Annotated in this window: 21 protein-coding genes; 11 read left to right on the forward strand and 10 right to left on the reverse strand. The window is 57.0% G+C overall.

The window, feature by feature from the left end:
* Positions 1-300 precede the first annotated feature (300 nt).
* The 3 genes from DN412_RS17000 (at position 301) to DN412_RS17010 (ending at position 5,497) form a co-directional block, all read left to right on the forward strand.
* Entirely contained in the window at positions 301-2,553 is a 2,253-nt protein-coding gene (locus DN412_RS17000; RefSeq protein WP_133303051.1) for an McrB family protein, read from the forward strand.
* A 2-nt stretch (positions 2,554-2,555) separates the two neighbouring features.
* Positions 2,556-4,151, forward strand: a complete 1,596-nt coding sequence (locus DN412_RS17005; protein WP_161564006.1) for a DUF2357 domain-containing protein — start codon at positions 2,556-2,558, stop codon at positions 4,149-4,151.
* 107 nt (positions 4,152-4,258) lie between these two features.
* Complete coding sequence (locus DN412_RS17010) at positions 4,259-5,497, forward strand: PDDEXK family nuclease (protein ID WP_115212702.1); 1,239 nt, start codon at positions 4,259-4,261, stop codon at positions 5,495-5,497.
* 483 nt (positions 5,498-5,980) lie between these two features.
* On the opposite strand, the gene DN412_RS17015 is transcribed toward DN412_RS17010, so the two are convergent.
* On the reverse strand, positions 5,981-6,394 hold the full coding sequence (locus DN412_RS17015; protein WP_115212703.1) for a hypothetical protein: 414 nt from the start codon (positions 6,392-6,394) through the stop codon (positions 5,981-5,983).
* A gap of 373 nt (positions 6,395-6,767) precedes the next feature.
* Here DN412_RS17015 and DN412_RS17020 point away from each other — a divergent pair, with 373 nt between their 5' ends.
* On the forward strand, positions 6,768-7,397 hold the full coding sequence (locus DN412_RS17020) for a hypothetical protein (protein ID WP_115212704.1): 630 nt from the start codon (positions 6,768-6,770) through the stop codon (positions 7,395-7,397).
* Entirely contained in the window at positions 7,394-7,687 is a 294-nt protein-coding gene (locus DN412_RS17025; protein ID WP_115212705.1) for a hypothetical protein, read from the forward strand. The genes DN412_RS17020 and DN412_RS17025 overlap by 4 nt, the downstream gene beginning before the upstream one ends.
* A gap of 1,459 nt (positions 7,688-9,146) precedes the next feature.
* Here the strand turns inward: DN412_RS17025 and DN412_RS45495 are convergent.
* Together DN412_RS45495 and DN412_RS17040 are read right to left on the reverse strand one after the other, a co-directional pair.
* Positions 9,147-9,278: a hypothetical protein gene (locus DN412_RS45495; RefSeq protein ID WP_279635205.1), complete on the reverse strand. Its 132-nt coding sequence runs from the start codon at positions 9,276-9,278 to the stop codon at positions 9,147-9,149.
* Between the two features lie 220 nt (positions 9,279-9,498).
* A complete protein-coding gene (locus DN412_RS17040) occupies positions 9,499-10,680 on the reverse strand; it encodes a hypothetical protein (protein WP_133303052.1) in 1,182 nt (393 codons plus the stop codon).
* A gap of 379 nt (positions 10,681-11,059) precedes the next feature.
* Here DN412_RS17040 and DN412_RS17045 point away from each other — a divergent pair, with 379 nt between their 5' ends.
* Complete coding sequence (locus tag DN412_RS17045; RefSeq protein ID WP_115212708.1) at positions 11,060-11,614, forward strand: HAD domain-containing protein; 555 nt, start codon at positions 11,060-11,062, stop codon at positions 11,612-11,614.
* A 1,371-nt stretch (positions 11,615-12,985) separates the two neighbouring features.
* On the opposite strand, the gene DN412_RS17055 is transcribed toward DN412_RS17045, so the two are convergent.
* From DN412_RS17055 to DN412_RS17075, 5 genes are all read right to left on the reverse strand, one after another.
* Positions 12,986-13,258 carry a hypothetical protein gene (locus DN412_RS17055; RefSeq protein ID WP_133303053.1) on the reverse strand — a complete coding sequence of 91 codons (273 nt, stop codon included), beginning with the start codon at positions 13,256-13,258 and terminating at the stop codon, positions 12,986-12,988.
* A gap of 142 nt (positions 13,259-13,400) precedes the next feature.
* Positions 13,401-13,646, reverse strand: coding sequence for an AbrB/MazE/SpoVT family DNA-binding domain-containing protein (locus DN412_RS17060; RefSeq protein WP_208647613.1), 246 nt, complete (start codon positions 13,644-13,646; stop codon positions 13,401-13,403).
* 460 nt (positions 13,647-14,106) lie between these two features.
* Complete coding sequence (locus tag DN412_RS17065; RefSeq protein ID WP_115212710.1) at positions 14,107-15,927, reverse strand: Hsp70 family protein; 1,821 nt, start codon at positions 15,925-15,927, stop codon at positions 14,107-14,109.
* Positions 15,927-17,336, reverse strand: a complete 1,410-nt coding sequence (locus tag DN412_RS17070; RefSeq protein ID WP_133303054.1) for a hypothetical protein — start codon at positions 17,334-17,336, stop codon at positions 15,927-15,929. Before DN412_RS17070 ends, DN412_RS17065 begins: the two co-directional genes overlap by 1 nt.
* Before the next feature lie 100 nt (positions 17,337-17,436).
* Positions 17,437-18,576: a hypothetical protein gene (locus DN412_RS17075; protein WP_115212712.1), complete on the reverse strand. Its 1,140-nt coding sequence runs from the start codon at positions 18,574-18,576 to the stop codon at positions 17,437-17,439.
* A gap of 399 nt (positions 18,577-18,975) precedes the next feature.
* On the opposite strand from DN412_RS17075, the gene DN412_RS17080 reads away from it, so the two are divergent.
* From DN412_RS17080 to DN412_RS43025, 5 genes are all read left to right on the forward strand, one after another.
* A complete protein-coding gene (locus DN412_RS17080; protein WP_115212713.1) occupies positions 18,976-19,656 on the forward strand; it encodes an EcsC family protein in 681 nt (226 codons plus the stop codon).
* Between the two features lie 100 nt (positions 19,657-19,756).
* Positions 19,757-20,671 (forward strand): hypothetical protein, encoded by a 915-nt coding sequence (locus tag DN412_RS17085; protein ID WP_133303055.1) that lies wholly within the window; start codon positions 19,757-19,759, stop codon positions 20,669-20,671.
* 389 nt (positions 20,672-21,060) lie between these two features.
* Entirely contained in the window at positions 21,061-22,755 is a 1,695-nt protein-coding gene (locus DN412_RS17090) for a P-loop NTPase family protein (RefSeq protein WP_115212715.1), read from the forward strand.
* 491 nt (positions 22,756-23,246) lie between these two features.
* Positions 23,247-23,654, forward strand: a complete 408-nt coding sequence (locus tag DN412_RS43020; RefSeq protein WP_133303056.1) for a hypothetical protein — start codon at positions 23,247-23,249, stop codon at positions 23,652-23,654.
* Between the two features lie 3 nt (positions 23,655-23,657).
* Positions 23,658-24,458 (forward strand): hypothetical protein, encoded by an 801-nt coding sequence (locus DN412_RS43025; protein ID WP_133303057.1) that lies wholly within the window; start codon positions 23,658-23,660, stop codon positions 24,456-24,458.
* Between the two features lie 216 nt (positions 24,459-24,674).
* On the opposite strand, the gene DN412_RS17095 is transcribed toward DN412_RS43025, so the two are convergent.
* Both DN412_RS17095 and DN412_RS17100 read right to left on the reverse strand, forming a co-directional pair.
* The gene (locus DN412_RS17095; RefSeq protein ID WP_115212716.1) at positions 24,675-25,229 is read right to left on the reverse strand and encodes a hypothetical protein; all 555 of its coding nucleotides are present in this window, start codon (positions 25,227-25,229) and stop codon (positions 24,675-24,677) included.
* Positions 25,229-26,122: a hypothetical protein gene (locus DN412_RS17100; protein WP_115212717.1), complete on the reverse strand. Its 894-nt coding sequence runs from the start codon at positions 26,120-26,122 to the stop codon at positions 25,229-25,231. The genes DN412_RS17095 and DN412_RS17100 overlap by 1 nt, the downstream gene beginning before the upstream one ends.
* Between the last annotated feature and the right edge of the window lie 79 nt (positions 26,123-26,201).

Below are 26,201 nucleotides of genomic sequence, written 5' to 3' on the forward strand. Positions count from 1 at the left end.
ATCCGAGGCTTGTGAAGGGGCGGATGCCACTGCCCAACAGCGCCTCACCAGCCGGTGCGCTTCCGCTTCCGGGGAATGCAGGCCACAACATCCACATCGCCCAAGCTAGGCCACGGGGCTACGGGTTGCGAATCGCGTTATGCTAACGCTTCGGGCCGCACTGTTCGTCGACTACTAGTGGGGATAGCAGTCGACTGGGCCGGATACGCCTGTTCAGGCCGTGCCCTCTGCGTTGCAAGAAAGCCGGTCCAATCCAATCTAAGCACCCGGCCTGACCGGGGATGGGGTCATAGGGACGTCATGCCGAATCAACTCGAAGAAGTTGGTGTGCTCCGCGCGAACTTGGACGCGGTGTTGGCCGGTCCGGCAAAGTCCGCGACGGCAACCAATTGGTACAGCAGACTGGATACCTTCCTTCGGCAGACGCAGGCCGCCGTGCCAGAAAAACTCCGAGACCGGGTGTTCCTGAGTCGCCTATGGGATGATAATCCCGTGTCAGCCGTTGGTAATGGCACGATAAGAATGGCGCCGGCCTTGGACAACGACGAATTTGTAGATTGGTTTGCCGGTCGCGTATCCAGTCCGTTGCCTAACGACCTGGCCGACGCCGAAGCCTGCCTCACGGTCCTCTACGATGAAGCGTCGAAGCGACTTGGTGTTCTCTGTGGGCGGACCCCACGTCTGAAGCTCAATCGCGTTCTATGCGCGCTCTTTCCGGACTTCTTTACCACCATCGCTGATGTCGGTGTCTTGCTCTTCCTGCATCGGGAGATGGGAGGCTCGCGGAAGGACCACCCGGTACACGCACATGTGTCCCTGCGGCGCCGTATCGACGAGGTGCTCGAGCCGGTCGACCCATCGGACCGGCTGGAGCAGGTGCGTCGCATGTGTCTGCCGTGGCTCCTCAGTCAGCGACTGACGAATGAGGAACTGCCCGAGCAACCAGCATCAGTCGACCCGACGGAGTCCGACCTCAAGCCGCTTCCGGCAGCCCTGCGGCGCAAGGGATTGACGGCGATGAAGGGGGGCTTTCAGACCCTGCTCAGTTTCCTTCCGGCGCTGGATGAGGGACTGACGCGGGAGGAGTTCAGCGACCTCATCAGCCAAGCGAATTCCGAGCTAGCGCCACAAAGCATCGGCACGTCCATCAATGTGGTGATGCGAGAGTTTGACCTGTGTAGGCGGGAAGGGGACATCTATCGCTTGAGCCCACGTGGCATCAACCTATTGGATTCGCAGGACCCGCAAGAACTCGCGGACCATCTGCTAACACGCGTGCTCGGGGTCGACCATGTGTTGCAGGCGTTGTCGCACGAGCCGAAGGCAAAGCGGGCGTTGGTTGCACTGCTGCAGCAGGTGAACCCCGGCTGGACATCCGACTTTGCACCGACCTCACTGCTCGGTTGGCTTGTGAGCATCGATGTCGTGCGGCTCGATGCGGAGCGGAAGTATCAGCTCTCGGAACGCGGTCGGCGTTGGCGCGAGATGGTGACCTGGGAGCCGGAGCGTCTTCCCAAACCTGCCAGCACCATTGAGGAGCTCGAAATCACCGTCGACAAGGTGCAGTTGCCAACCTGGCCCGACTTGAGCGTGAACTTACAGGCAATTGTTGACGGGCGGCTCAGTCTGGACGAGACACTGGTCAAGCAGTTGCATGCTGGCCTTTGGTTTCACCCGGTGCGCCACTTCGCCGTGCTTACCGGCATCTCTGGCTCGGGCAAGACACAGCTGGCGCTGAACTACGGGCTGGCGCTCTGCGGCGAGCAAACCGCTGGTCAAGAAACGGTCAAGGTCGTCCCGATTCAGCCCGGCTGGTTCGACCCAAGTCCGTTGCTCGGTTATGTCAACCCAATCCAGCAATCGGCTTATCGGAGCGCGCCGTTTCTCGAACTTCTATTGCGCGCCGCCGAGAATCCCAGCCAACCTTATGTGGTGGTGCTCGACGAGATGAACCTATCACATCCCGAGCAGTATCTCGCCCCCATTCTCTCTGCCATGGAGACGCAGGGTGTGATAGACCTTCACCAACTGGCAGAGGGGACATCGGAAATACCACGATGTGTTCGCTATCCGGCCAACCTCGCCATTATTGGCACGGTCAACATGGATGAGACCACACATGGTCTCTCCGACAAGGTGCTCGACCGCGCCTTCACGCTCGAGTTTTGGAACATCAAGGTTTCAGACTTCCCACGCTGGGAGAATATCGGGCTCCCCGCGCCGCTACGCCACAAGGCGCAGGCCGTGCTCGAGAAGCTTGGACAAGTTTTGGCCCCAGTGCGTCTCCATTTTGGCTGGCGCACGATTGACGATGTGCTGAGCTACCTGCTATTTGCGGCCAGACTGGGAACCACAGATGCTCAGGCGCTGGATGACGCCCTCTATGCGAAGGTATTGCCCAAACTCCGTGGAGAAAGCTCCAAGCGCTTTGAGGGCGCACTGCACGCAGCCAGGGAGGTAATGAAGGAGCACGCGCTATTGCGATGCTACGAAAAGCTGGGGGACATGCAGAAGGACCTGGCCGAGTCGGGCTCGGCGCGCTTTTGGCGATGAGCATGGCAGAGGTGCCATGCTACCTAACGATTCGGCCTGCGGCGAACAGCGAGGCCGAGCAGGTCACGGTGCACGTCGGTGAAGTCGGGACGGGATTCTGTGAGGGCATCTCATATCTCATCAACGTGCACGGCGTGGATTCATGTCGACTGCTGCTGGACGATGTGGAACTGCCTAAGACTTCCGACGGGTGCTTCGCCTGGGCGCCCAATTTCTTCGCCGGTCGCGTCACAGCCGTCGTGCTTGCTGCGTCGGGGCAGGAATACGCCTTCCAGTTTGACGTTAGCCCTACACCGCAGAAGCTCGGTGCGGAACAGTTCGACGCGATGTTGTCGGAAATTCGAGACTTCGATACCACGTTGCTCGTCGGCGCTTCCGCTGCTGCGATTGGTTTCGGCCGCCAAGGTCGGCCGGGCAACTTCGAGGCGCTCGTACAGTTGGCCCGCTTGAGAGAGCATGGGTCGAGCTTTCTGGCGGCAGTCCATGAGATTGCGCGAGTTCCACAGCGGTTTTTGCGTTCGGCCTCACAGGCGGTGCCGCTCTCGCGCATCCGCCGCTTGGTGCCCTCCGCCTTGCGCGACCATCGGCTTGCATCGCTTGCGACCGGCCTATCGAATGACGATGCTTCACTGGAATCGCTAACTGTTCTATCGCAAGCGCCAGCTTTGACCGTTGATACCCCGGCGAATCGCACCATGCTCGCCTTGATAAAGCGCTTTCAGGCAGTCGTGCGTAGCCTGGCTGAAAAGACGGCAACCCTCTCTCTTGGCGGAAGCGTCGAAGACCAGGCTCAGCGCAAAGACCGTCGTCTGGAGGTGCTCCGTCAGTTCGCCGAGTCTGTCGAAAAGCTATTGGCATTGCCTCCATTCGCGGAAATTAGCCGCGCCGAAACGACTGCGGCTGGCCTGACGCAGATTTCGGCACACCCTTCCTATAGTCGTGCGTACCGAAAAGGAACGGACGCGCTGCGGACTGCTGTCGAAGGCGAGGATACGCAAGACCTATTGCAGGTGAGCCCGTCCTGGGGGGTCTATGAGGCCTGGTGCTTCGTGCGACTGGTGAGCATTCTTCGGGACGTCACAGGTTGCACATTGCAGCTGTGTGAGTCGAGCGTTGCGGCAGCCGACTTGGCAATGTCTGGAATATTATCTGACGGGCGAAGGCTGGACCTCTTGTTCCAGGCGGTCTTTCCCTCAGAATCACCGAGCGGTGGGCGATGCGCATGTAGCCTCTCAAGAGAGCGACGACCAGACGTTGTTCTTGCGGTCACCCAGGGTGCAGACAGGCGGTTCATCGTCTTTGATTCGAAGTACCGTAGTGGTCGAGAGAACACGTTGGATGCAATGGCGTCGGCGCACATCTACCACGATGCGTTGCGCTTGGGTGCCCATTCGCCAGAGTTGGTACTATTGCTGCTGCCAGGACAAAGTGCCGTGCCCTCGCTTGAGGCGGCGGACTTCTGGCGTACCAACGAGGTTGGTACGCTTAGCGAGTTCTCGATTGATGCGAAAGGTCTGAATCGGTGCGAGCAGGCAATTTTCGATTGGGTTGCGCCATACACGCATCTACAGCCTAAATTCGCTGCCGCCAGCGTCTGAACCCAACGACGACCTTGCGCCAATCATTTGAACTGGCTGTTTGGGCCGGGTGCTGGCGAAAGGCTACACTGGCGGTAATTTCAACTGGCCTGCTACCGCAGTAGACCATGACCGCTTTTCTTTTTGACGACGCAACAGAACCTTCCACGACGTCATTTGAGCGCGTCGCCCTTGCCAATGCCGAAGGGCACAGCGAACGCTGGTTGCAAGAAACGTTGTTTCGCCATCCCCAGTTGCTACCCATGTTCGAGATGTTCGGGCACGGTGAGAGTTTCGTTCCCCTGTGCCGAGAACTGCCGCTGCGCTTTGGCACGTCGACGGTCTATCTCGACCTGCTCGGCGTGTCGGCAACCGGGCGGTTAGTGCTCGTCGAATGTAAGCTCTGGCGAAACCCAGAAGCGCGCCGCGAAGTCATTGCCCAGCTCTTCGAGTACGCGTCGCTGCTGTCGGAATGGTCGTACGCCGACCTGGAGGCCAGGCTCAAGCAAAGCCGAGGCCTGAGCGGGGTCAACCCGATGTTCGCGCTGGCCAAGGCACGCCACCCCGCACTGCAGGAAGCCGCCTTTGTCGACGCAGTGTCTGCCTCATTGCGTGGCGGCGAATTCCTCCTGGCCATCGCCGGTGACGGTATCCGCAGCGACCTGCAATCACTGCGTCGGCTAGTGTCGGGCCAGAGTGGCCTGCTGTCCCGTCTGACCCTGGTTGAGTTGCGGCTGTATCGCGACCCGCACGGGCGCACGCTGCTGGTGCCGGCGGTTCCCTTCAAAACGGAGGTGGTACAGCACAGGGTGCTCGTGTCCAACGAGGGCGTGCCGTTGCTTCTCGACCGGGGCGGTGCGCCGGCGAGGATGGCTAGCGGGGAACTCAACGGGGAACCTGTCGAGACGGACCGGACCAGCAATCGCTTGGCCAATCGCGCCTTCTGGGACCGGTTTATCGCCAATGCGCGTTTCGACCATCCGGACCAGATGCCTCCGCGCCATGGCGGTAACAACTGGGTGCGCCTGGAGTTGCCGGGCCCGGTCGCGCCGCTAGTGGCCTACCGGGAAGCGGGCGGGAACGTGGGGCTCATGCTCAAGTTTATTGGCGCCGAGGGGCGAGAAGTCTTGCAGCGGCTTATCGATGACCAAGCCGCCTTGGAATCTGAGATTGGAAATGCGCTTCGATTCGAGGTAAGCCACACGGCAGAGCCAGACGGAAACACTGTGGGCCGTCTTCTCGTAGAGCCGTCCGATGGACGTCCTGTCAAAATCGGTGAAGCTGCACAACTGGCGTGGTTTCTGACAACGGCGAACGCGTTGGTCAATGCGCTGCGGCCGAGACTGGCCCAAGCCGGAAATGGCTAACGCCACGAGGTACTGCAGCCAGCGGTGCCCTGGGGCGGCTTCCCGTTCCTCGCGTGATAGCCGAAGTCGCGCAGGGGGGCAGGCTCGTTCAACCATGGCCCGACCAGAACGCTTCTTCCTCGCTGGCCCCGTTATCTGGCGACGTGTGGGTCTTACGCGTTAGGCAGCAGGTAACCGGGGGGATGTGCAGCATACCGCATTGGCCGTTCATTTTTCAATTTTGCGCTTTGAACGGCCAATTGTTAAAAATCAGTGGCTTAAGTCTCTAATGTGGCGGACTTCGAGCTGGTGGCCCGGTCATCCAGAGGGCACCGTCGATGGCAACGACCCGGCGGAGCTTGTACGCCTCGGCTCAGAGTCGCTGTAAATTTGACGAGCCGACAAGGCCCTTCGTTGCCCTGCCTACCTACGCTATTGCAAATCCGGCATTTCTGCGTGGAGTTCTCGGCCCAAGCGTGCGATATTCTCCGAAATATTCGCACCTCACGCTGCCACATCTTCGAGCATCAGGCCCTCATGCTCAAGGCAGAAAGCTAACGCTGGCAGAATCTGCATCAGCGCCGCGCCATTAGAAATGCCCCAATTTGGGTCGACGGCAGCCTCGCCGGCTTCCAAAGCCTTAAATAATTCAAAGGCGCTATTGGTGTTGCAGCAGGCCTCCCCAAAACTATTATCTTCAACGTCAACGCGAATCATCTGAATTTGCAGATGTTTCAGCCACCAGCCCCGCAGCGCCTCAGCATCGGGCATCACAGTGCCTTTTGCGCTGTTTGCATAGTCAGCCACAAGGGCTCGGAAGCGCGGCAGGTCGGGATTGGCGCGACCGCTGTCCGAGTACAGGCGGGATGTGAAAAACATCTCTTTAGTCTGCTCAATGGTATCGTTGATGGTATTCATTTTTAATTCTCCGTGAGGTTGATTTGTGCCGCTTTGTTGATTCTAGCGACGTGCTCTACCGGATTCAATGGGGCTTATCGTGCCTCAAACGAATACAAACAAAACCAAATGCAATTAGCTTGAATCAAATATCCTATGTTCTTAGCCACGAGATGCCGCGAGAATGGTTTATGACAGGCCTTCCGCTCAGCATTCTTTCGGCCTCCCTAGCTAGCAACCTTGACTTTTGCCAGATTTAATCGAGAGAACCATTCTTTCTGATTAGGTCCCTGTGTCTGACGATTGATTCGACTATCCATCAAATTCCTCCAACTCTTGCCTCGTGGTCGCTATACAAGTTGCGCCAGTCCGGCGCACTTATGAGGACACAGAAATGAACTTTGAACCCATTGCGCTGCACGGGGCGCTGGTGAGCATGGCGAGGCTGATGTCGCCCGAGGAGGTACGAGCGGCCACCGCCAATCATCCTGGATTGGCAAATCCCCTCAGTGGCTGGTGCTTATGTGGCGACGCGTCAGCGCAGTTGGTGGATGCGATTGTTCGGCATGGAGGCGACGTTGCTATCCGTCTGAGCGGTTGCGTCGGGTCATCCGGCGGCCACTATGCGGTGGTCACTCACCAGCTTGGAGAGAGTCAGCATCGCTTTCTGCTGCCCCTCTACGAACCCTCCATAGAGTCGTACCTGCGCTCCTTGGAGTCCGAGCCAGTTCGGGTGATGCTCGGTCGGCAGGGCGAGGATGACTCAGTCGTCCTGCAGAATCGTCTGCCGTGGAGGAGCATTGTGCCTTTGGTCGAGATGTGCCAGGCGCCTCGTTGCGCCTCCGTCGCAACGACGTTCAACGAAATGCGTACCGCAATGTACGCTGCCAGCCGGGTCGATACGATTCCAAGCGTGCTCGCTAATGTTACGGTCAACGATGTCAGCCTGTCGCTCGTCGTTCCGGTGGAATACTGCCTAGCGGGTATTCCGCATGACGGCTGCGACGACGGGGAGCGGAGATGAGCATCAAAGCAGCAGCACTGCCCAGTGAGACAAACTGCCGCTACTACCTCGTCACCGCCTCCGAGACATATGGAGTCATCGCAGTTGTGGAAGCGTGTGATGAGCCTGAGGCCTGGGAGTTCTTTTGGGCCGTGCGTGGGATGTTGGGTACGACACCGGACACCGAGGTGAGCATTATGAGCGGCGAATTGCTGCCTGACGGTGTTCCTGTGTTCAAGTTGACCTACTTAAAGGCAATGCAGGCTCGGGCAGAAGCGGAACGGCGCCAGGCTGACGCGACCCGACACTAAGGGCATAACAAGGCGGAAATTGTTGTTTGATTGCAGGGCGACCTCTCCCCACCCTGGGAGGGGCGCCATTTTCCCCGCCGCGCTGCCCGCTGGGCACCCGCGAACAGATAGGGGGAGTGAGGGTAGGGTAGCCATTCCGGGCTTTCAGTTTCCCTGGGGAAACTAATAGCGGCTCTCGTACAATCTGCTGGTCTGCGGCATAGAGCGGCCCGCGATAGCGTCGGCTCATCCGGTTTCTCCGGGGAAACAAATTGCGCAAATTTTGCGAAATATGGGTTGCACAGGTGATGGGCGTCCGGCTGCTACTCCTCAGGGTTGCATGCGACGCGCCACGTGTTCGGTTTCTCCGGGGAAACGCGGGAGAAATTTGCCAGGTTTGCCTCTGCCCTGGGCAAGAGTTCTTGGTGACGCGCTCAGTGTCGCTCGCATTCGATTTCTCCGGAGAAATCAGACGGGAGAAATTTGCGAAATCTGCCCTTGCCATGGCCGGTGGCTCCTCACGACGCGGTGGGCGTTGCACACCACGCGTTCCGCATGCAGTTTCTCCGGAGAAACTAAGCGCGGTTCTCGCGCACCATACAGGTCTGCGGCATAGAGTGGCCTGCGATAGTACCGGCACCTCTGGTTTCTCCGGGGAAACAAACCGCGCAAATTTTGTCAAATCGTGGCCTGCCACGGACAGTGGCTCCTGGCGCCGTCGTCAGCTTTGGGGGCTGCGCGCAGCGCATCGAGTTTCCCCGGGGAAACTTACTGCGACTCTCGCGCACCGTGCGGGTATGCGACAAGGGGCAGCCAGCGATAGCGCGGGCGCCTCTGGTTTCTCCGGGGAAACAAACCGCACAAATTTTGCCAAATCGTGGCTTGTCATGGCCGGTGGCTCCTTGGCGACGTCGTCAACATTGCGGGCTACGCGCTGCACGTCGAGTTTCCCCCCGGGGAAACTAACCGCCAAAAATTTGCCACGTCTGGGCCTGCGGTGGCTAGTTGTGATGCAGCAGCCCGCATGCAATCTGATGGCACGGCGACGCCCCATCGAAGTTTCTCCGGAGAAACTGGACGCGCAAATTTTGGCAAATCACAGCCGACACCTTGTTAGCATTCTCGCCAACGACGCCGGGATGAGCGGCCTATTCGCCTTGCATTCAATTCGCGGGAGGAAACTGGATGCTCATCGGTCATTCGCGAGACCGACAGGTGGCATTTCGTCCCAGCCTTTAACGCGTAGCAGACCATTCGGCATTTCTGCCATGAGGGTCGCCAGCTTGCAACGGGGGCGGCTACGAGCAACAGCGAATGTCGCAGGCTCGGAAGGCACGGGCAAGCCGTCTGACGGGATGAGTGGAGGCGTTGCCTGGTCGCCCAGCCGCTTGTGCTGCCTCATTCCCGTGCTCTTTTTTTGGCAGTGCCATCGGTTTGCTGAATGTGAGTGGTGGGTATCCACCACATTGCGCGCAGCTGGTCACTTGGTCATCACGGCTATGATAGTGGCGACGGCTACCAGCGCTCCGAGAACTGCAACGCCCGCGCCGAGTCGCATCGCGACCCGGGCGATATTTTCTTGCGACTCGGCGAAGTGGAGTAGTTTGGTCATAGCTCGGTCCACCAATTTCTTCACCATAGCATCGTCTCGTATGCGCCCCATCGCTCTGCTCACATAGGCACGAGCGATGGCAAACATAACAGCCGCAACGGCGGTTAGCCAAATTGAATCCCTTGACATCGCCGTGAGAGTTGCCCTTGCTCTCAGCAGATTGAGACATGCAACATCCTGGCGCGGGAAGCCGCTACCCGTGACTATTCGGAAGCCAGCCTTACGGCTCACAGGCTTCCGGCTCGTCAACCTCATGCCACCGGCCAGCCACGGTAGGGTCTAGCCAGTCCGCCGCTCGCCTTATCCACTGTGCGTCGATGACGCCGTCTTTTGACGACAGGCAGTTGCTTTCGAAAATGTTCGCCAAGCCCCTCAAGCGATTTGCCCGTTCTAGCCGCGTCGCCAACTCCTCGACTTGCTTCAGCCGCTCGAGGGCGACTCTGCGAACCTCTGCTCTCCGACGCTGTTCCTGCGCCCTGGCTTCGGCCACAATGCGGCGCTCAGCATCTATTTCGGCTCTAACGTGTCGGCGTATGGCCAGCTCGCGCAGGCGAACGACGAAGTCTGCTACCTTGGTCTCAACCCGAGTGGTTCGGCTGTCGCTAATCTTTGCGAGCTCATGCGTTCCATGGGGCTCGATTGCTGATATGTCGAATTCGTTTGTCGGATGGTACCGGTAATCTTCCCGGAAGAATTCATATCCCTTCTTTGTGTTGACGTCTTGCTGTTCGGGCGTCAATGGTACGATTTCCCTTTTGCTCCGCTCGCGAACTTTGAATGACACATCGAAGCCCAGTATGGAGGCGCACGCAGGACCTTCGGCCTTAGCGTTCGTGGAAACATCATAGCCGGCAGCGTCGAGCGATTCGAGCAGCAGGTTGAAGAGCAGCGCTGCGCGCAAACCGTTGGATTGGGATGCAGTCACGGACATAAGTCCCGGGCCCTCACATACCAGCCAGTCTCTGGCATCGCGCCCCTTACCCTGGAGCTTTTTCGCGACGCGCTTGGCCAATGGAAGACAGTCTTCCAGCGAAGTTCTTAGCGGCACTGTTTCGGTCGGAGGGCGTTGCTTCGAATCTCTTTCAAGCCTTTCACGATACCTGGCCTCGAACTCGTTGTCCGGCGGTGCGACGTATCGAGAACGGCGATATGTAGTAGGACCCTTCGTCGTCCCAAGCGGACTGCGCTTTACGGCACGGCCTGCCGCCAGCTTCGCCCAGTATCCTGCCGGCGGAAGTGGTATCTCGAGGTTCTGGCAGATTTTGCGAAGACCGACGTCGGACAGTAAGTATCGTTTGGCGACCTTTGTGACCGGCTCGGCCCAAACTTCCTCGTAAAGCTTCTCACGCTCGAAATTTGTATATTCCCAGCCCAATTTCGTTCCCCCCTGCTTAGCGAACACCCAAACGTTGCCTGAACGGATGGAAGTTTCGTCGGCAACCACAAATCAGACTATAGGGTGTATGTGTCGAAATTCGGTAGCAGCCTACGAAAGAGGCTGGGCAAATAGGATTGCACAGAGACCTAATAACGGTCGCAGGGATGGGGACTTGGCTTCGGGTGGCACATCAATCTGACACGCTGGCTTCGCATTTTTCTGGATTCTGTGATTCGTTAAAGGAGAAATTATATTTTCAATTTAATTAATTCAAAGTATTGAAAACATTGATGCAACTGGTTTATGTGGGCTAGAATTTATTTCATGGTGCCGAGAGTTGAGCGCGGGGTGATTCGCGGGAGTAAGCTAGTCGAGCTTGGTCAGGTGAGGGAGAGGGGGAACGATGGGCGCTGCAAGAGGCGAGTCCTCGAAGGGATGGGCTGTTGAGAAGAGTTCCCGGAAGAATGTGCTGTTCGTAGATTACGACAACTGCCTCCATCGGTCTGATGCCTACGTGGTAGGGGAGGATGTCGTCGCGAGCGAGCCCGGTGTCGTGCTGTTTGAATACGCTGGGATTCTTGAGCAGCTGCTCGAACCGTATCCTGATGTCAAGATAGTTCTTTCGACAGACTGGATTCAGGTGTTCGGCTTTGAGCGCGCACGCGATGCGTTGCCAATTGCGGCTTTGCGCGAGCGGGTTATCGGTGCCACCTACCCCGACGACGACACAAACGCGTTGCAGTTCTCCACCCTCACCCGGGGAGAGCAGGTTCTGCGATATGTCGCAAAACACCGGTTGAGAAGCTGGCTAGCCCTCGATGACCGCAAGGACGGATTTGAAAGCTGCATGCTCAATCTGGTTCACTGTCAGCGCAGTGTGGGCTTGGGGGATTGCGACGTGCAACGGATGCTGAGGGATAGGCTATATGTGACATTCCATGTGAAGGACTGGCGGTGAGTTGCAACTCCGGCGGCTAATTCCAGCGCGTGTTGGGTTGTAGTACTCGTCCCGAGCGATGCTCTATCGCACACTGATGGAGGGGAATATCTTGACGATATGGAAGGCGCATTCGATAGAGGAACTCCCGGAAGTCGTGTTGGTGCGGTGGCGAGTGTATGAGACCAATTGCGGGGAGCGGCATTTCCCTCGGGGCACGTCCAGACCGAGGAACTGGTCGAGTCAGCTCTGCAATCGTCGAATTCGATGCGCGTACCTGTGTCGGTGTAACCCGTTCCGGCCGGAGATATGTTCTTGACGGCGCGCCGGGCACTAGTATCGAGGGCGAGGTGACGTGGGCTGGTTGGTGCCGTGTCAACGGCGTGACCAGCTATCGTGATGTCACTGATGAGTCGCCACTGGGTGGTGCGGGCGAAGCTACGTGACAACTCGTGCCGGAAGGGGAGCAGTGTTCGATTAGTCTCTAAACGTAAGAAGCGCCAAGTGAGCACCATGTATAAGACGTTCAAATGTCCGGCCTGTGGCTGGGTCCATGTAGCAATTCCCCTGTCTGTTGCTGAGGCGCAGATTTGCGTAGCCAACAGCTATTTGGCATCTGAGGGGCTAGCGCGAACAGAAACACTGGAGAATTACTCTAGGTGTTTCCGCTGCAAGGCAAGCAGCGCAACATTCGTTCCAGCCGAGAAAGGTGATGCCCCAGCCGGCGCCACACTGCAAGCAGTAGTTGTCCCCGGCGCCTATCAATGTTAGCTGGCTGGCAGCTTGAGTGGTTCCCAGAAGCGTGGGGCCACAGCCTGATATCGCTTTGTGATGACGAGCACTGTCAGCCTGGTGTCGGAGCCGTGTGTCCGAGTATACCCCTGTCTTCGGCCTCGATAAGCGCAACGCCTTGGCTCATTGAGCAGAAGTTATGAACAATGTTCGGATAGGCATGGAGAAGGGGAGGGGATGGCAACAGAAATCTTCTGCTGGGGCTACACAGCTTGGCGTTCGCAACGCCGTGACGGCTATGACGTGTCTGGCTTCATCGACGGGCAGGAATTCCATGCCGTCAGAAGAACAGCAGATGCTGCTGAGCGCGCGTTCTGTCGCGCTGCGTGGAGGGCGTGGTTGCGTCGGAAGGTACGGGTCGCCTGCGGATTGCCTGCGCGTGAAACGGCACAGATTAGCTCAGCAGACACATACTACGAGGTCCGAATTGCGACAATTCTGTTCGTCGTGCTGCGAGAGAGTGCAAAAGGTATCCGCCGGCGGATTCGGGCAGTCGCGCGCTGGCTCCACAAATAGCTTGCTCGCGACGCAAACGGACCGATACTTTCAGCCATCATAGGGTAGCAGACATCGATGGATAACGCCGAGGTCGAAAGCCCATCAGTGCTTTAGGGACCGGGTGTAGGCGTCGTAATCGAATGTAGCTCGGTCGAAGCCGTGGAGGTCGCTCCACCGCTGTCGGACAATCGGCTCCAAGTCGGCAGGTGCAGGAGGCACACCTGCCGCAGCTAGCACGCGCTCGAATTCATCGCTATCGCGCTCGGCGAGCTCAGCCAACTCCACCAGCGTATAGCGACGCTCGGAGGACTTGCTCCGGGCGGTTGGGCGCCGAAACAGACCGGAGATTGCGTTCATAATCTTGGGGACAGTCATGTCTTGCACCTCGGACGCCACCAGTTGTGCTAACAATGTACTAGGTAGTCGGCGCGTCAACATAGGGCAATCTGTCGTCCCTCGTCGGTCGTGCCAGGTCCTCGCGCACAAGGCCTTGGACTTGGGGAACCGGCCTACGCCATTAGTAGCGCGCCGCTCGCCGAAACTCTTCCATGACAGCCTGGGTCATCGGCATGGCTTCGCGTGTCTTTTCCAGTTCTTGTGCGAAAGCGCCACGGTCCCATTTGGAGGCACGGATGCTGATGCCGCCATCGACGGTCAAGGTCGCTTGCACCCAGCTGCCTTCCTTGAGGCCGGTTTGGCGAACGTAATCAGCCGGGATGCGCAGCGCAAGGCTGTTTCCCCACTTTGCGATTTGCAGAATCATCAAGCCTCCGTCGACATGCACTACATCTTGTTCTCAGGATAGCTTGCCGGCCGAGTGCCAAACGGTCAGTCCGCTGACTCCGGGTTGGGCAGGGCCTAATAAGCGCCTCCTCGCTCGCTCCGGTGCTATCATCGCATGCGAAAGGCTATGCGGAGCGGGTGAAACAGCATAGTGCCGCCTCGAGTAGGGGGTTCCACCTGGAGTGGAAGTTCTGCTGCGGCAGATAGAGAACCTCGCATGCGACGGCTACCCACGGGTAGCCGTTGGTGTATGCGCAGGTGCCTTCCTTCTTCAGGCGACTGCATTTCCGTTTCACGAATGGCTGAGGATGACGGCTACCAGCCCGAATCCAATAGTGCCGCCTACCAATGTGCGGACATGTTGTCATCGTCGTGTCGGCGTCAGCGGACCACCTTCTTTAATCACTTTCGCAACGGCACCTCCGCGCTCGGCTCCGCATTTAAGTCTTCTCGTGCCTGGTCTGCAGTTTTTTTGCCGCCTGAGCACGAAGTGCTGCGCACTCGCAGTACACTTTTCGACACACCGAGCAGGGCTGGTAGTGTGCTTTCTCATCGTCCTGTTCGCGTGGTGGCGAATTTCTCAAATCAAAGTAGTGGGAATTCCATTTGTAGAGTACCTCACCGGGTACAGCCTTCAGGTCGTCCTGGCGTACGGCGATATTGGGTCGCAGTTGGATTGAACCGATATCGTGGTCGCCGATAATGGTGAGCGGTTCATCGTCAAGCTTCTTGGCTCCATCTTCCGATGACCCGGCAGCTACGCTTAAACCGAATTCGAGATTGTGCAATTCAAGCGAATCGGACTTTCCAGCAATCGTGGAACGGGCGGTCGCATTTAGCACTAGATTTTCATCGATGGCGGCGTCAAGAAGGAGGCGCTCAAGTAGAGGCCGTTTCTGCGCATCCACATCGACGGAAAGCACGCCAAGAAAATTCCGCTCATCGGTGATTTGTATACTGCGCCCGGTTCGTTTGGGTGCCATCAACTGAAATTTGGCCACACCATCGGTAGGGTCACTGCAGTAGAAGGCCAGCGGCTCGGGTAGGCGTTGAACTTCGCCTTCACGGGGCATTAATGTGCCTGCCCTGATAATTGGAAAGTGCAAGGACCTCGATACCAAGACCTCGATGTTTTTCGCGAGCATCAGTTGGGCACAGTCATGCGCAATCCACGCCGCACCTTCGGAAATGATGGTGTTGCCTCGCTCAGAGATTTGAACTCGGCGCGCTCCAAAAATTTCGTGCAGTCGCTCCTGAATCAGGGGCATGTTCACCATACCACCCGTTGCCAGGCACAACTCTATGTTCGAGGGGTCAATGCGAGTCGCGCGCAGGAGTGATTCGATTCGTGAAATTGCCTGCGAGACTTTTTCTGAAACGATTTCTTGCAGTTCCTGGCGAGTGATGCGGTATTCGAGGTCGACGTCCCCCACTTCCGATTGAAAATAGTCCAACACTAAGACTGAATAAACCTCCTTTGAGGACAGTGCAATCTTAGCCCGCTCGGCCTCTTCCCGAAGGCGAGCAACAGCTCCAACTTGTCGGCCTACTTCACGGCTGATGCCTCTCTTCGCTAGGGCTCGGGACTCAATTTCATTGACGAGCATGTCATCAATCACGTCGCCGCCAACTTCACTGCAACCATCGTTTAGGACTTGCACTAGCATCCCATCGGCGACCCGGCACAGCGTGAGGTCCAACGTGCCTCCGCCCCAGTCAAACACTAATACCAGTTCCCGGTTCAGGCGATTGAACTCCTCCTTGAAGTCAGGCAGACTCCGCAGGTGACCGTAGAGCGCTGCGAGCGGTTCGTGCACGAACTGGTAAATGCTCAAGCCGGCCATTCGACACGCTTCCCGAAGCTCCTGCCTTCGCGCACCATTCATGTCGACTGGAATAGTTACAACAGCTCGGGAAAAGTCTTCCCCGCTACTCTTGGCAACCCGGTCGTCCCGCGCGTGCATCATGACGTGCGCCACAACATCGCGGACAACAGCTTTGGGGCTGTAGCTAGTTCCGTCTATCACGACGCTGCCTTGGCCGAGCATGGTCTTTGGGGACTTAACGGTGTTACCGACAACGCCGGATGTGGCGCTGGCCAGGGCCTTTTTCGCCTCGCGTCCCACCACGACCTCCCCGCCGCGATATGAGACGACAGAAGGATGAGGGAATCCCTCATCGAGAATGGGGATGCACCGGTTACCAGCGACAATGGACATCACGCTGTTGGTTGTCCCAAAGTCAAAACCTACAATCCCCATCAGGCGTTCTCCAGTTTTTTGTTGGTAACCTTGAGCGCGTCCATTACGGCATCAATCTTGTCGCGGGCGCTTTCGACCTTCGGGACGTCTCTCTTGAGCGCTTCCGAAACTACGTCCAATTGAGCAACTGCGTCCCTGATAGCCTTTAGCGATGTCGCTCGCAATTCTTCGAAGTCTGCTTGACCGTGCGTTTTGACCACACCAAGCGCCTCGTCTGAGGCCGCGCGAGCGGCGCGCTCCTCGGACAACTGACTCTCAAGCTTATCGGCATGTTCAACTGAGGACTGCAGCTGTTGTTCGATTGCTGTTATGTGGGATTGCAGCTCTTCTGTCAGCCTGAGCGCGTTGTTAAGCTTGTTTAAGCTATCCGTCTGCAGTCGGTTTGACCATTCCAGCAGATACGCGAAGCGTTCATCTTCTTTCTCAGAAAGCGTCGTGATGGCGGTGATGAGTTCGGTCTCAAGCGATTGAGGCCTCTTGGAAAGAGCAAAAACTGTAGCGCGTAGCCCCCGCATCATCTCCGGGAAAGTGCAATGGCTGTGATACAAGCGCCAAACAGCTGAGCAAAGCAATGCATTGCGCCGCGCACTAGCAGCGAGCCCCTTCACGGGCCCCGTCCGGTCGCTCTTGCCTTTACGCTTGTCGCGAGCGCCGCCGTTGGCTCCCGGCGTCCCAGGTGTTTGCCTAGCGGCGTCTGGTTCCTCTTCGGGGCTCGTCACATTTCTGTTGCTGACCTGGCTAAGCGGAGGCAGTGACATCAGCCCTTGCCAAGCGTCTTCCAGACGGGTGCTATCAGCGTAGCCGGGAAAGAGCAACGCCTTCATTCCGTTGGAGTGGACCGCAGGATTCAGCAGCACGCACTCTGCACAGAACTCCATCAGTATGTCGCCAACCGTTTTCAGCGCCCGATTTTCGAGAGCCAGCTGCATCAATTTTCGGGTCTTATCAAGGACAGGGTCCACCTCCTGGACGCATCGAAGTAGCTCACCTCGCACGGCCGGCGGTATAGGAATTGTTGTGCCTCTGAGCCGCTTGGCGACTATGTCGGACAAGGTCTTGGCCTTGCCGTTGAAAAAGGCGTCGATGAACTCCTGCACGTTCTGAGGTTCCGGGCGCTTTTCTTTTCTTTCTGGCGCTGCAGCGTTTTCCATGGCGGAACCTTCGGAACTGCTTAAGCTCTGGCGTAAGCCCACTGTCTGTGCAAGTTCAGGTTTTTGAGGGCTTGATGTCGAACCACTGACGACATCGGCAGCGGTAGATTCAAGCGGTTCCGGACCAGACGTCGATGTGACGACGCCCCTCTCGTCTGCGCCACCGATGGGTGCAACAGCCGCTCCGACCTGCGGCTCCTCCGTATTCGTATGTACCACTTCAGAGGGAGGGTTATGCATGCCGCCGGATGATGTCATTTCCTCGCGCTGGGGGCGCGCTTGCCCATACTTCTCGTTCACCCATCGAGGGTAGCCCTTGTTCGAACTCTTACTACCTCCAGGTTTCTGTGGTCGGTGCTTACTCATCTGCTGAATCTTTCTTATCCGAAATTAGCCGCTCAGCCAACCTACCAAAGACCGGGTCATGACGGAATCCACGGGCTACCTGCGCGGCCTTGGTGATGGCACCCTCTGACTCGTAGATGCTCGCGAGGAGCACCTTAGCCTTAATTCGGTCCTCGGGTAGCCAGTCGTCCTGTTGCATTCGCTTCTCAATCTGCCTCGTGAGAGCGCTTATTTTGCTTGGCGAAAGTCCCATCCATGTAAGAACTTCATCGGTAGAAGAGTCAAGAGGCACATGGGCGGTCGGCGCTAGCGTGCTGTCACACTCCTCGATAGCCCCCAGAAGGCCAGTCTTCCTGACTGAATCAAACCAGCGCATGGCAACCCGCAGACGCGGCACGGCAACCAGACCTTCGTTCTTGGAGAATGCATTCAATTGGAAACTAACGATGCCGGCGACTACTGTTGCAAGAGGGCGGTCGATTTCGGCGAGAGCCTGGTGCGCCTCGTTAAACCTGGCCCGCCCCTGTTCCTGAGAAAGTATCGTTCCACCCCGCTGGTCTTTTGCGAGGAGTCCGTAAAGATAGGCGGCCAGGCCGTCAACATATCGCTGTGCAGTGCGAGCTCCGGCAGTCGCTTGAATGAATCCACTGATGCTTGTCACCGAGACGCCCCCGGACGTGTAGAGGCGAGCAAATTCCTGCTCGACTAATGAGGCATGCTCGGTTGTTGCAATTTCAATGGAAATTTCATATTCGACCTTAAGCTTCCCTTCGGCGCCAACCAGTTCTACCTTGAAAAATCCGGACTTCGCGGTGGCAAGGCGATGCGCGAGTGTCGCCGGGGAGATTGTTTGGCCATCTAGGCGACATATCTCCGCGTTAATCGCTTGTATCTGCTTAGGCTTTAGTGTCGTGGTTACGACAAACCGTGGTGTATTGACCTCTCTTGAGCCAAGTACAAGGAGCGGTCGCCGGTAGGGATGCGCCTCAAACCGATGTTGGAACCAGTGCTCGTACGAAGGAAAATCCTCGTGACACAGGGAGCATGTGAACACTTGCGGTCTGTCCAGAACCGGACGTGGAAGCTCCGGTATCACCATTGACGAGCCGCCCTGACCGGGGTCAATGTGGTCGTAATAGGGAAGAAATGGCATTCTATGGTCAGTCCGAGCGTATCGTTTGTTGGTCTGCTGGCTGCTGCATTTCGGTCCAAGGCGACAGTGTATCCCCAAATCGAGCTCCACGAAGCTTGAAATTTGGGGCTTCTGTAGGCCCTGCATCTTCAGGCCCCCAGGTAGGATAGCTAACGTGGGAGTATCCTAGTCAACAGGCTAATTGGGGCCCATTTTGGGGGGGCATATGGTCCTAACTTTCTCAAGCCGACTAGGCTCACATTATTGTGTGGAGCAATGGTATGCTGGTCCGAAGCCCGACGATTCGTTCCCTTCTTAAGTGGGGTGGTGATGCTCTTGCAACTTAGGGCATGTCTAGGCTAGACCCTCGCACTGGACTGATGCCTCTCTGCGATATAGTTATTGATAAATGGGGTAAAGATGAAAAAAGAAGATAATAAACCGGTCATTTTGAGGGCAGTCGAGTTGGTCCTGGCAGAGCCTGAAAAGATAAAAGAAGAGGCTTTGGCGTTGTTGGGAAAATATACGAAAGCTAACCCTCGGAAGGGTCGTCGGGAAGTTCGGCGGTTAGCGGTGGAGAAAATCATCTCAAACTATTCATACTTTGCCGCTTTTTCTGGTGGAGCTACGTCGCTTGCTGGTGTGATTCCTGGCCTCGGGACTGCTGTAGCAGCTTTTGGCGGAGCTACTGCGGATGCGGCGTTATGCATGAAATACCAAATTGAGATGGTTATGGCGATTGCCTCGGTCTATGAACACGACATTCTTCAGGAAGAGGAGAAGAGGTTGTGTTTGATGATAGCCGGATTAGGTACTATTGGCGAGGCAGCCAAGGAGGGCGGAAAGGCATTGACCTCGAAGGCATTTGTTAAGATGACAAAAGAATACCTTAAGGGTGCCACACTTCAGGCGGTAAAGGAGATATTCAAAAAAGTAGGTATAACGTTTACGAGAAAAGCTGTTGAGAAAGCTATCCCATTTGGAGTTGGGGTCATAATTGGGTTTAGTGCAAACAAGGGATTGACCTGGTATGTTGGCACAAAGGCCAGGGATTTTTTTGAGGCCGAAAGTGATGATGAAGAATCGGCTTTGGCGGCTTAGCGGGTTATCTTATTCATCAAATGTTACTGCGTAGATAAAGAAGATTGCTCATTTGGTCGATAACCTAGGGTTACTCATGGCTTGAGGGCGGTTGCAAGAGATGGAGACGGGTCAACATGAACAGACGTTCAATAATGAGTGTCGTCAGCTCGGTGAGGCTTGTGCCAGTTATCGGCTGCGCCGTGACACCGGCGTGCCCGATGAATTTCTTGTCGCGTACGACGCCTATCGCGGTCCAGTACTGAAGGCCGACTATTACGTAAGAAAGTGGCTCGGGCTGCGGTGCAACGCCGTGAAGCGTAACTTCGTCGTTGACCCTGCCGTGACGCCAGATTTTCTTCGCGGCATTACTGGCAAGACCTGTCCCGTCTCCCTTGTCCCTTTCGTTATGAGCGGTCAGTCGCAGGCGAATCCCTCAGTTGACCGAATTCTCAATGACGGCACGTATGCGCTAGGCAACTTAGTAGTGTTCTCTCAGCGCGTCAACCGGGCGAAGGGCGACAAAACGTTTGAAGAGGTCGCTGCGCTGGCCAAAAGAGGGGAGGTAGCTGAAGGGCTGGCGGGCATCGAATGGGCCCGCCTTGCGTCGCTGATGTATGGCAACTGGAGCGTTGCGCGCAACGATGACCGATTCGTCGTCCCACTGGCCGTGGTGCCGCCGGAGCATGTCTTCACGCCAACCTCGCAGGTGGTGCAACTCCTCCTAATGCAGTGGTGTGGCATGACGCCGGCCGACAACAGGCGCCAATTTTTGCTGGCCTCAATGCGCTCTTGCTCTCCATCGAGGGAGGCCGAAGCGCAATTTGACAATCTGGTGACATGCCTCAGCGAGGGCGTCCGGGCAGAAAAGCACGCGCCCAACGTTTGGCTTCGGCCGCGAATTTTTGCTCCTTTTCTGTCGTGGTATCTGACGAGTCAGTGCGCGATTGAGACGATGCTGCGGTCGAGCCGCGAACGCCTCCAGACTGGGGTGGACCGCGACAAAATTGTGTCTCGATGGCGCCTCAACGGCTAGGCCGGCGAGAATGTATGTGTCTTCCGGGCCGCTGGTAACGCAGGTAACACCAGTAGCAGAGGCGTGGACCCGGGCCGGCGGCATAAGTCCATGTCCGCAATGTATCTCGCGCCAAAAGAATTTGCCGCGCACTAAAGTTTTCTCGGGAGCCAGCCGTTATGACCCATTCCGGGGGAATGACTTTTCCTCGGGACCGCTCTTTCACATTCTGAAAACCGAACACTCCAGCGGAGGTGTGGGTGCCTGCAGGGTCGGAAGACCCTGCGTCTCGAAGTCCTGGTTGGTGCTTCGTGCCGTCAACTGACGGCCGACCAGGCAGCGCGTTCCCGGCTGCCTCATTGACCCATTACCGGGCGGCATATGCCCGGCTACTGAAAAAAGGATAAAGCATGAGCAAAATCATCAACGTAGATGGCACCCCCATGGGTTCGAACGGCACCGGCACCCTCGGGGGCTATGTGGCACTCGGAACTATGGGTAACAAGTGCGTCCTGCTCAGCAAGCTCTCGAAGAGGGTTATCAGGCTATCTCCGTCAGAGATGAAGGAGATGGAATTGAAGACCATCTGCGGGGCTGACTGGTGCGAGGAGCACTACACACACCTTCACCCGAAAAAAGAAATCATGGTGTTTGACCATCGTGCTCTGGCGACGCACATCATTCGCGATTGCCAGGCGCAAGGTCCGTACGTCGAGTCATATGAGCGGGCGGCCGGCATTTGGCGGATGAGTGATGGCGGCCTGGTGGTTAATGGCCGCAGCGTGTGGCGCCCGGATGGTACCGTGATGGAGCATGGCATCCACGAAGGCCGGGTTTATCCAGCCAGCGGGGATGTTGGCTTCGACCTGTCAACTCCGGAAGCGGATGATAGCGAGGTGCAGCGCATTCTCAGCGCCTTCGGCGCAATCCAATGGCGTCACGCACTCGGTGCGGAACTCATATTGGGGCAGGTCGCTCTGATGTTTGTCTGCTCTGCATTGCGTCGTCGGCCGCATGTTCTGCTAACCGGCGCAGCCGGGGTTGGGAAATCGACAGTATTGGAGCTCGTCAAGTGGCTCGTGGGCCCATGCGCGCATGTTTGCACGGGTCCGCAGACCCTCGCAGGCTACTATCAAGCGGTCGGCGGGACGTCGAAGGCCATCATTCTTGACGAGTTTGAAGCAGACCCGAAGAAGGCCAACGTCGCCGTTACCTTTGAAGTGGCGCGCATGGCGTACAGTCTACAAGAGGGGGATGAAGGGATTGTCCGGGGCACGCCGGGCGGGGCAAAGAAGAGCTATCGCTTCTTCTCGCCCTTCATGGCAGCAGGCGTGTCACCCGGAAAGATGGAGCCGGCGGACCTCACCCGCTGGGTCGTGCTGGAGGCCGTTGCTCGAAAGGGCGATGGTCCGCAGCTGACCGAAGAAGAGGCTCGAGTCATGGGGCCTCGTCTTGCTCGTCGCTTCATCAGCCGCTGGGGTGTATTTCAGGCAACGGAGGGGATGATTCGTGAATGCGTCGTGGCGGCTGGCGGTGATGGCCGCATGGCTGACACGGTCGGGACCCTTCTTGCATGCTACTGGACGATGGTGTCATCGAAGCCGGCAACGGCCGAGGATGCCGAGGTTCTCGTCGGGATGCTGGACATCAAGGCTCGCGTCGAAATGCACGGTGAGACCGACGAGCAGCGTTGCCTGGAAGCGCTATTCACGAGGGTGCTGCCATTCAAATTCATGAGTGACGACGCTCTGGTGACACGAAGCTTGGCCATTTCGGAGGCAGTTCAGCGGGTCTGTGACGACCCGACGGGAACTCCGGAGATTGTGGCGCGGCTTGCCCAGTTGGGTATTCGCGTTGCGATGGTCAAAGGCGAGTGGAAGGTGTTCATTGCCAACAGTCCGGAGCATCAGGAGCTGAAGCGCCTGTTCGCTGGGACCAAGTGGGCGACCGGTGGCTGGTCGACAGTCTTGCGTCGGCTGCGGGGCGGCGAGGAGAGCACACAGCGCATTGGCAGCGGATTCAAGGCTGCCAAGGTCACGGTTTTCGACGTGCCGCAGGAACTCCTGCCGGCGCAGAATGATTTTGAGCAGCTGTTGGCTGCATGAGCGGTAGATGGCGAGTTCTCGAAAGGGAGCTCGCCTTTTTTTCTTCGCGGTGCCGGCGCTAGACGGGCGGTCTGGTGGCGCACCGTTACTGCGTTACCTACGTTACGCGTCGGGCGGTGGAGACGGACTGTTGTGTTCGCACCGAAGGCAGTAGACCTGCCCAGTGAGGAAAGAAATTGCAGGAGCTTGACTGTACATTGGGCACGCGAATACTAGTGTACCGAGTCTGGTGTAGCGACGTAGCGACGCACGTCCCATTACCGAAGTATGTACGCAAGGCAACAAATGGATGTACGAATTTCCGACGCCTGCGTCAAGCAGTCGACGGCGTGCATCGGGATGACGCGTATTTCTGACTAAGTGGCTTCCTTGAAAAACGCGATTTGACCATCTAAAAATAGGGATGGATTGAGGATGATGCAACCTGCCTTCCTAGACAAGGCGTACGCCCAAGTCAAGATGCGTTCAGCAAATTTTTCCTGAGGAATAACATGGATAAGACGCAGGAATCCAAATATTGGGCGTTGTTTTGGAGCTACAGGGCCGCGTCAGAGCCAATTGCTGAATTGGTGCGAGATGCCGTTGTAAGCAATCTTCATAAGGAGAATTTTGCGCCGCTCCGAGGGGACGCCGCGTTTTTTCTTCTTCTAAATTTTGACCAGATGATTGGTGCGGTTTACTCTGAACCATTTAGGCCTCCGGGAGGCTATCCGTCCAGCGAAAGCCTCGCAAAGCCCGGGCCACAAGTACTGAAAAACGTTAGTTACGCGCTGGATAAGATTTTTGATAAATTGTACGAACGACAGCCGACAGACCCTTTTGGCTATTCGTCCCATAATGTCATGCGCTCAATTGATGAAGTTTGGGGCGATTTGGTGCCGCTATTCGCATGGGCGTGAAATATGAGCGCAGCTGATAATGCCGACACGAAACTAGATGCGGCCAAGCAACGAGTAAAGTCGACTCTTGCCAAAGAGAACGAACTCGCCTTTGCCGAGGCGAAGAGCCTAATTCAGCGTGCGAGGGAAATTTCCAACTTCTCGAGCCAAGTCGACGCCGCATGCAACGAGCTAGCATCAAATTTCTCCTCCGCGACCGATGCAGACTATGGAGCTGTCATAAAGACAGCTCATGAGAGACTATTCACTCTTCTGAATGCCTCAAATGAGGACAGGCGTGCCGCAGTCCAAATTACAGCAGACTTGCCAAAGGTTTTTATTACGATGTCTCTCGCAGTAATAGTTGCGCTTGGCACTCTTTTTCAGTTGGGGTGGAGTACATTTATTCGTGATAATCAAATAGTTGTCCTGTTGTGCATTTTGAGTGGTGTGGCGAGCTTTTTTAGCGCATATTTTGGATTGCGTGCGCTGCGGGAATTGGCTTATAGTGGGTTTAGGGATAGGGGGCGATGGATAATTGATAATTCGATTAGACGTCTTTTAAACTTTCAAGCGATTATTGGTGCTTTTTCTGTGATATCTTTCGTCGCGTCCATTGTGCTGGCACAGACCTCCTCGCCAGGCGGTGGTGGTGGCGTTATTATTACTATCCCGGGCGGCCTAACTGCAACCGTCCCCAATGAGATTACGTTTCGTGGCTCTTGGAGCAAGTTGTCTGCAGAAAATAGCAACGGAACGAAGTTGGAGTTACCTGCTCAGCTCTCTGGTCCGCAACAGTCATTCACGGTCAGGTCAGGAAAGTAAGAGTTGTGTGTTGGGTAGCCGGAGGGTGATGTTTTGGAAAGAATCAGCGACTGCGCCGCCCCGTCGCGGCGGTGCATGAACGAAAAGCCAGTGTCTGTCGGCATAGAATCCAAAGCGTCCTTGGCAATTCAAGGAGCCGTCATTCTAGCAATCTGCGTCAACGGTACATGACTGCGCGGCGACCAGACCCGCGAGGGGCATGGTCGCCGTTCCTTTTTAGGGGGAGGCGATATCGGCAGCGGTCTTGCGTCGTTCCTTCGTCACGCCGGCCTTCTTAGCGAGCTGCTCGAATTCTTTGATGGCGGCGTGCACTTCGAGGTAGGACTTGCGCAGGTGGTCCCAAGGCTCCTGCCCACGCAAACGGCAATCCTCGGCGAACTTGCGCAGCATCTCGCCAGCGGCGGGGAGCAGCTTGACCACCTGAGCGAGTGGGTTGCCGTCGGTCTCCGCGTTTGCTCGGAGCCGTTCGAGCACATCTCTCTCGACACGTGTATCGCGGGCACGCCGCAGTTCCCGGGCCTTAGTATCACCGTGTTCCATTAGCCAGCTCCTTATGTAGACCAGGTCATCCACAGTGAGCAGCGACTCAAAATCCGCGTTCCTGTACTTCTTGGCGACGCGTATGTGGGACCTTACGTCGTCAGGGTCGGCGTCGACTTGAATCGACCCGTATGTGTGAGTTACCTTCTTTTTGAGCTCACGGGAGTACGGGTAGCGAACAAGGGCGACCGTTTTGCCGTCCTTTCGCGGCTTACAGCTGATGCGAGGCATTAGCAGTCCTCCCTGACCACGGCCGACAGCGGGACATGCGCACCCGTGACGATATCTTGCAGGGTCTTCGGCGATTCACCAAAAACCTTTTTCCGCGTCATCTTCGGCAACTCCTTTGCCACGACTACTCGAATGGGGGTAAGGGCACCAGCGGACTGCTTGTATTGCTCGGCGTAAGCTGGGTGCTGTTCGCACCAAAGCTGCTGTCTCGGCTTCCATAGGTCACGCGCATCTCTGTGCAATTCCAGAACCTGCGAACGAACGCCCGAGAATAGGGGGCGAGAGCGCATGGTCGCAAGTAGTCCGCGTAGGCCCCATGCCTTCTTGCCATTGCCACCTTCACTGCCGTATTCAAGCTGTTCACAGCAGCGCTCAATGCCGAGCTTCAGTTCCCGCATGACTTCAGTGCGAAGCTTCCACGTCCAAGTCGACGTCTGCTTATGAAAGCCACGGGGCTTCTTAGTCTTGGGACACTGAACTTCCCGCCACTCGCGCTTTGTCGCGTACAGGAGTACATAGTCGCCAAAGACAATGTGTCCATCGGCGGACATTGCGTCGCGCGCCACACGGGCGTCTTCACTTGACTGGTCGGCAAGACCGCCTTTGCCGGCGTCGGAGAGGAGCCACCAGTGCACTTTGTCGCCGACGGGGTAGGCCACGAAATGCACGACCGCGAGGCCAAGCGAGCGGTCGTAGGTGCGCTGCCGGGTGCTCCGGGTGATGGGGTATCGTGCCGCCATTTTTGTGATGAAGGCCGCCAGTTTTGTGCGGCCGATGACCCCGCCGCACCAAATCCGATGCCCCTCTCTGCCAACAATAAGTTGGAGGTGCTGCATCAGGGCAGTCTGATTTCGGGGGACGGCGAGGTCGAGGGGCCTGAGTTTTGTTGCCATTGAGAGGTCTCCTGTTGTTTTGTAGACAGATACCTCTCGTATAGGCACCACTGCCCCGAAGGGGCCATTTGGAGACAAG

Source organism: Cupriavidus lacunae (genome assembly GCF_003353055.1).
GTDB lineage: Bacteria > Pseudomonadota > Gammaproteobacteria > Burkholderiales > Burkholderiaceae > Cupriavidus > Cupriavidus lacunae.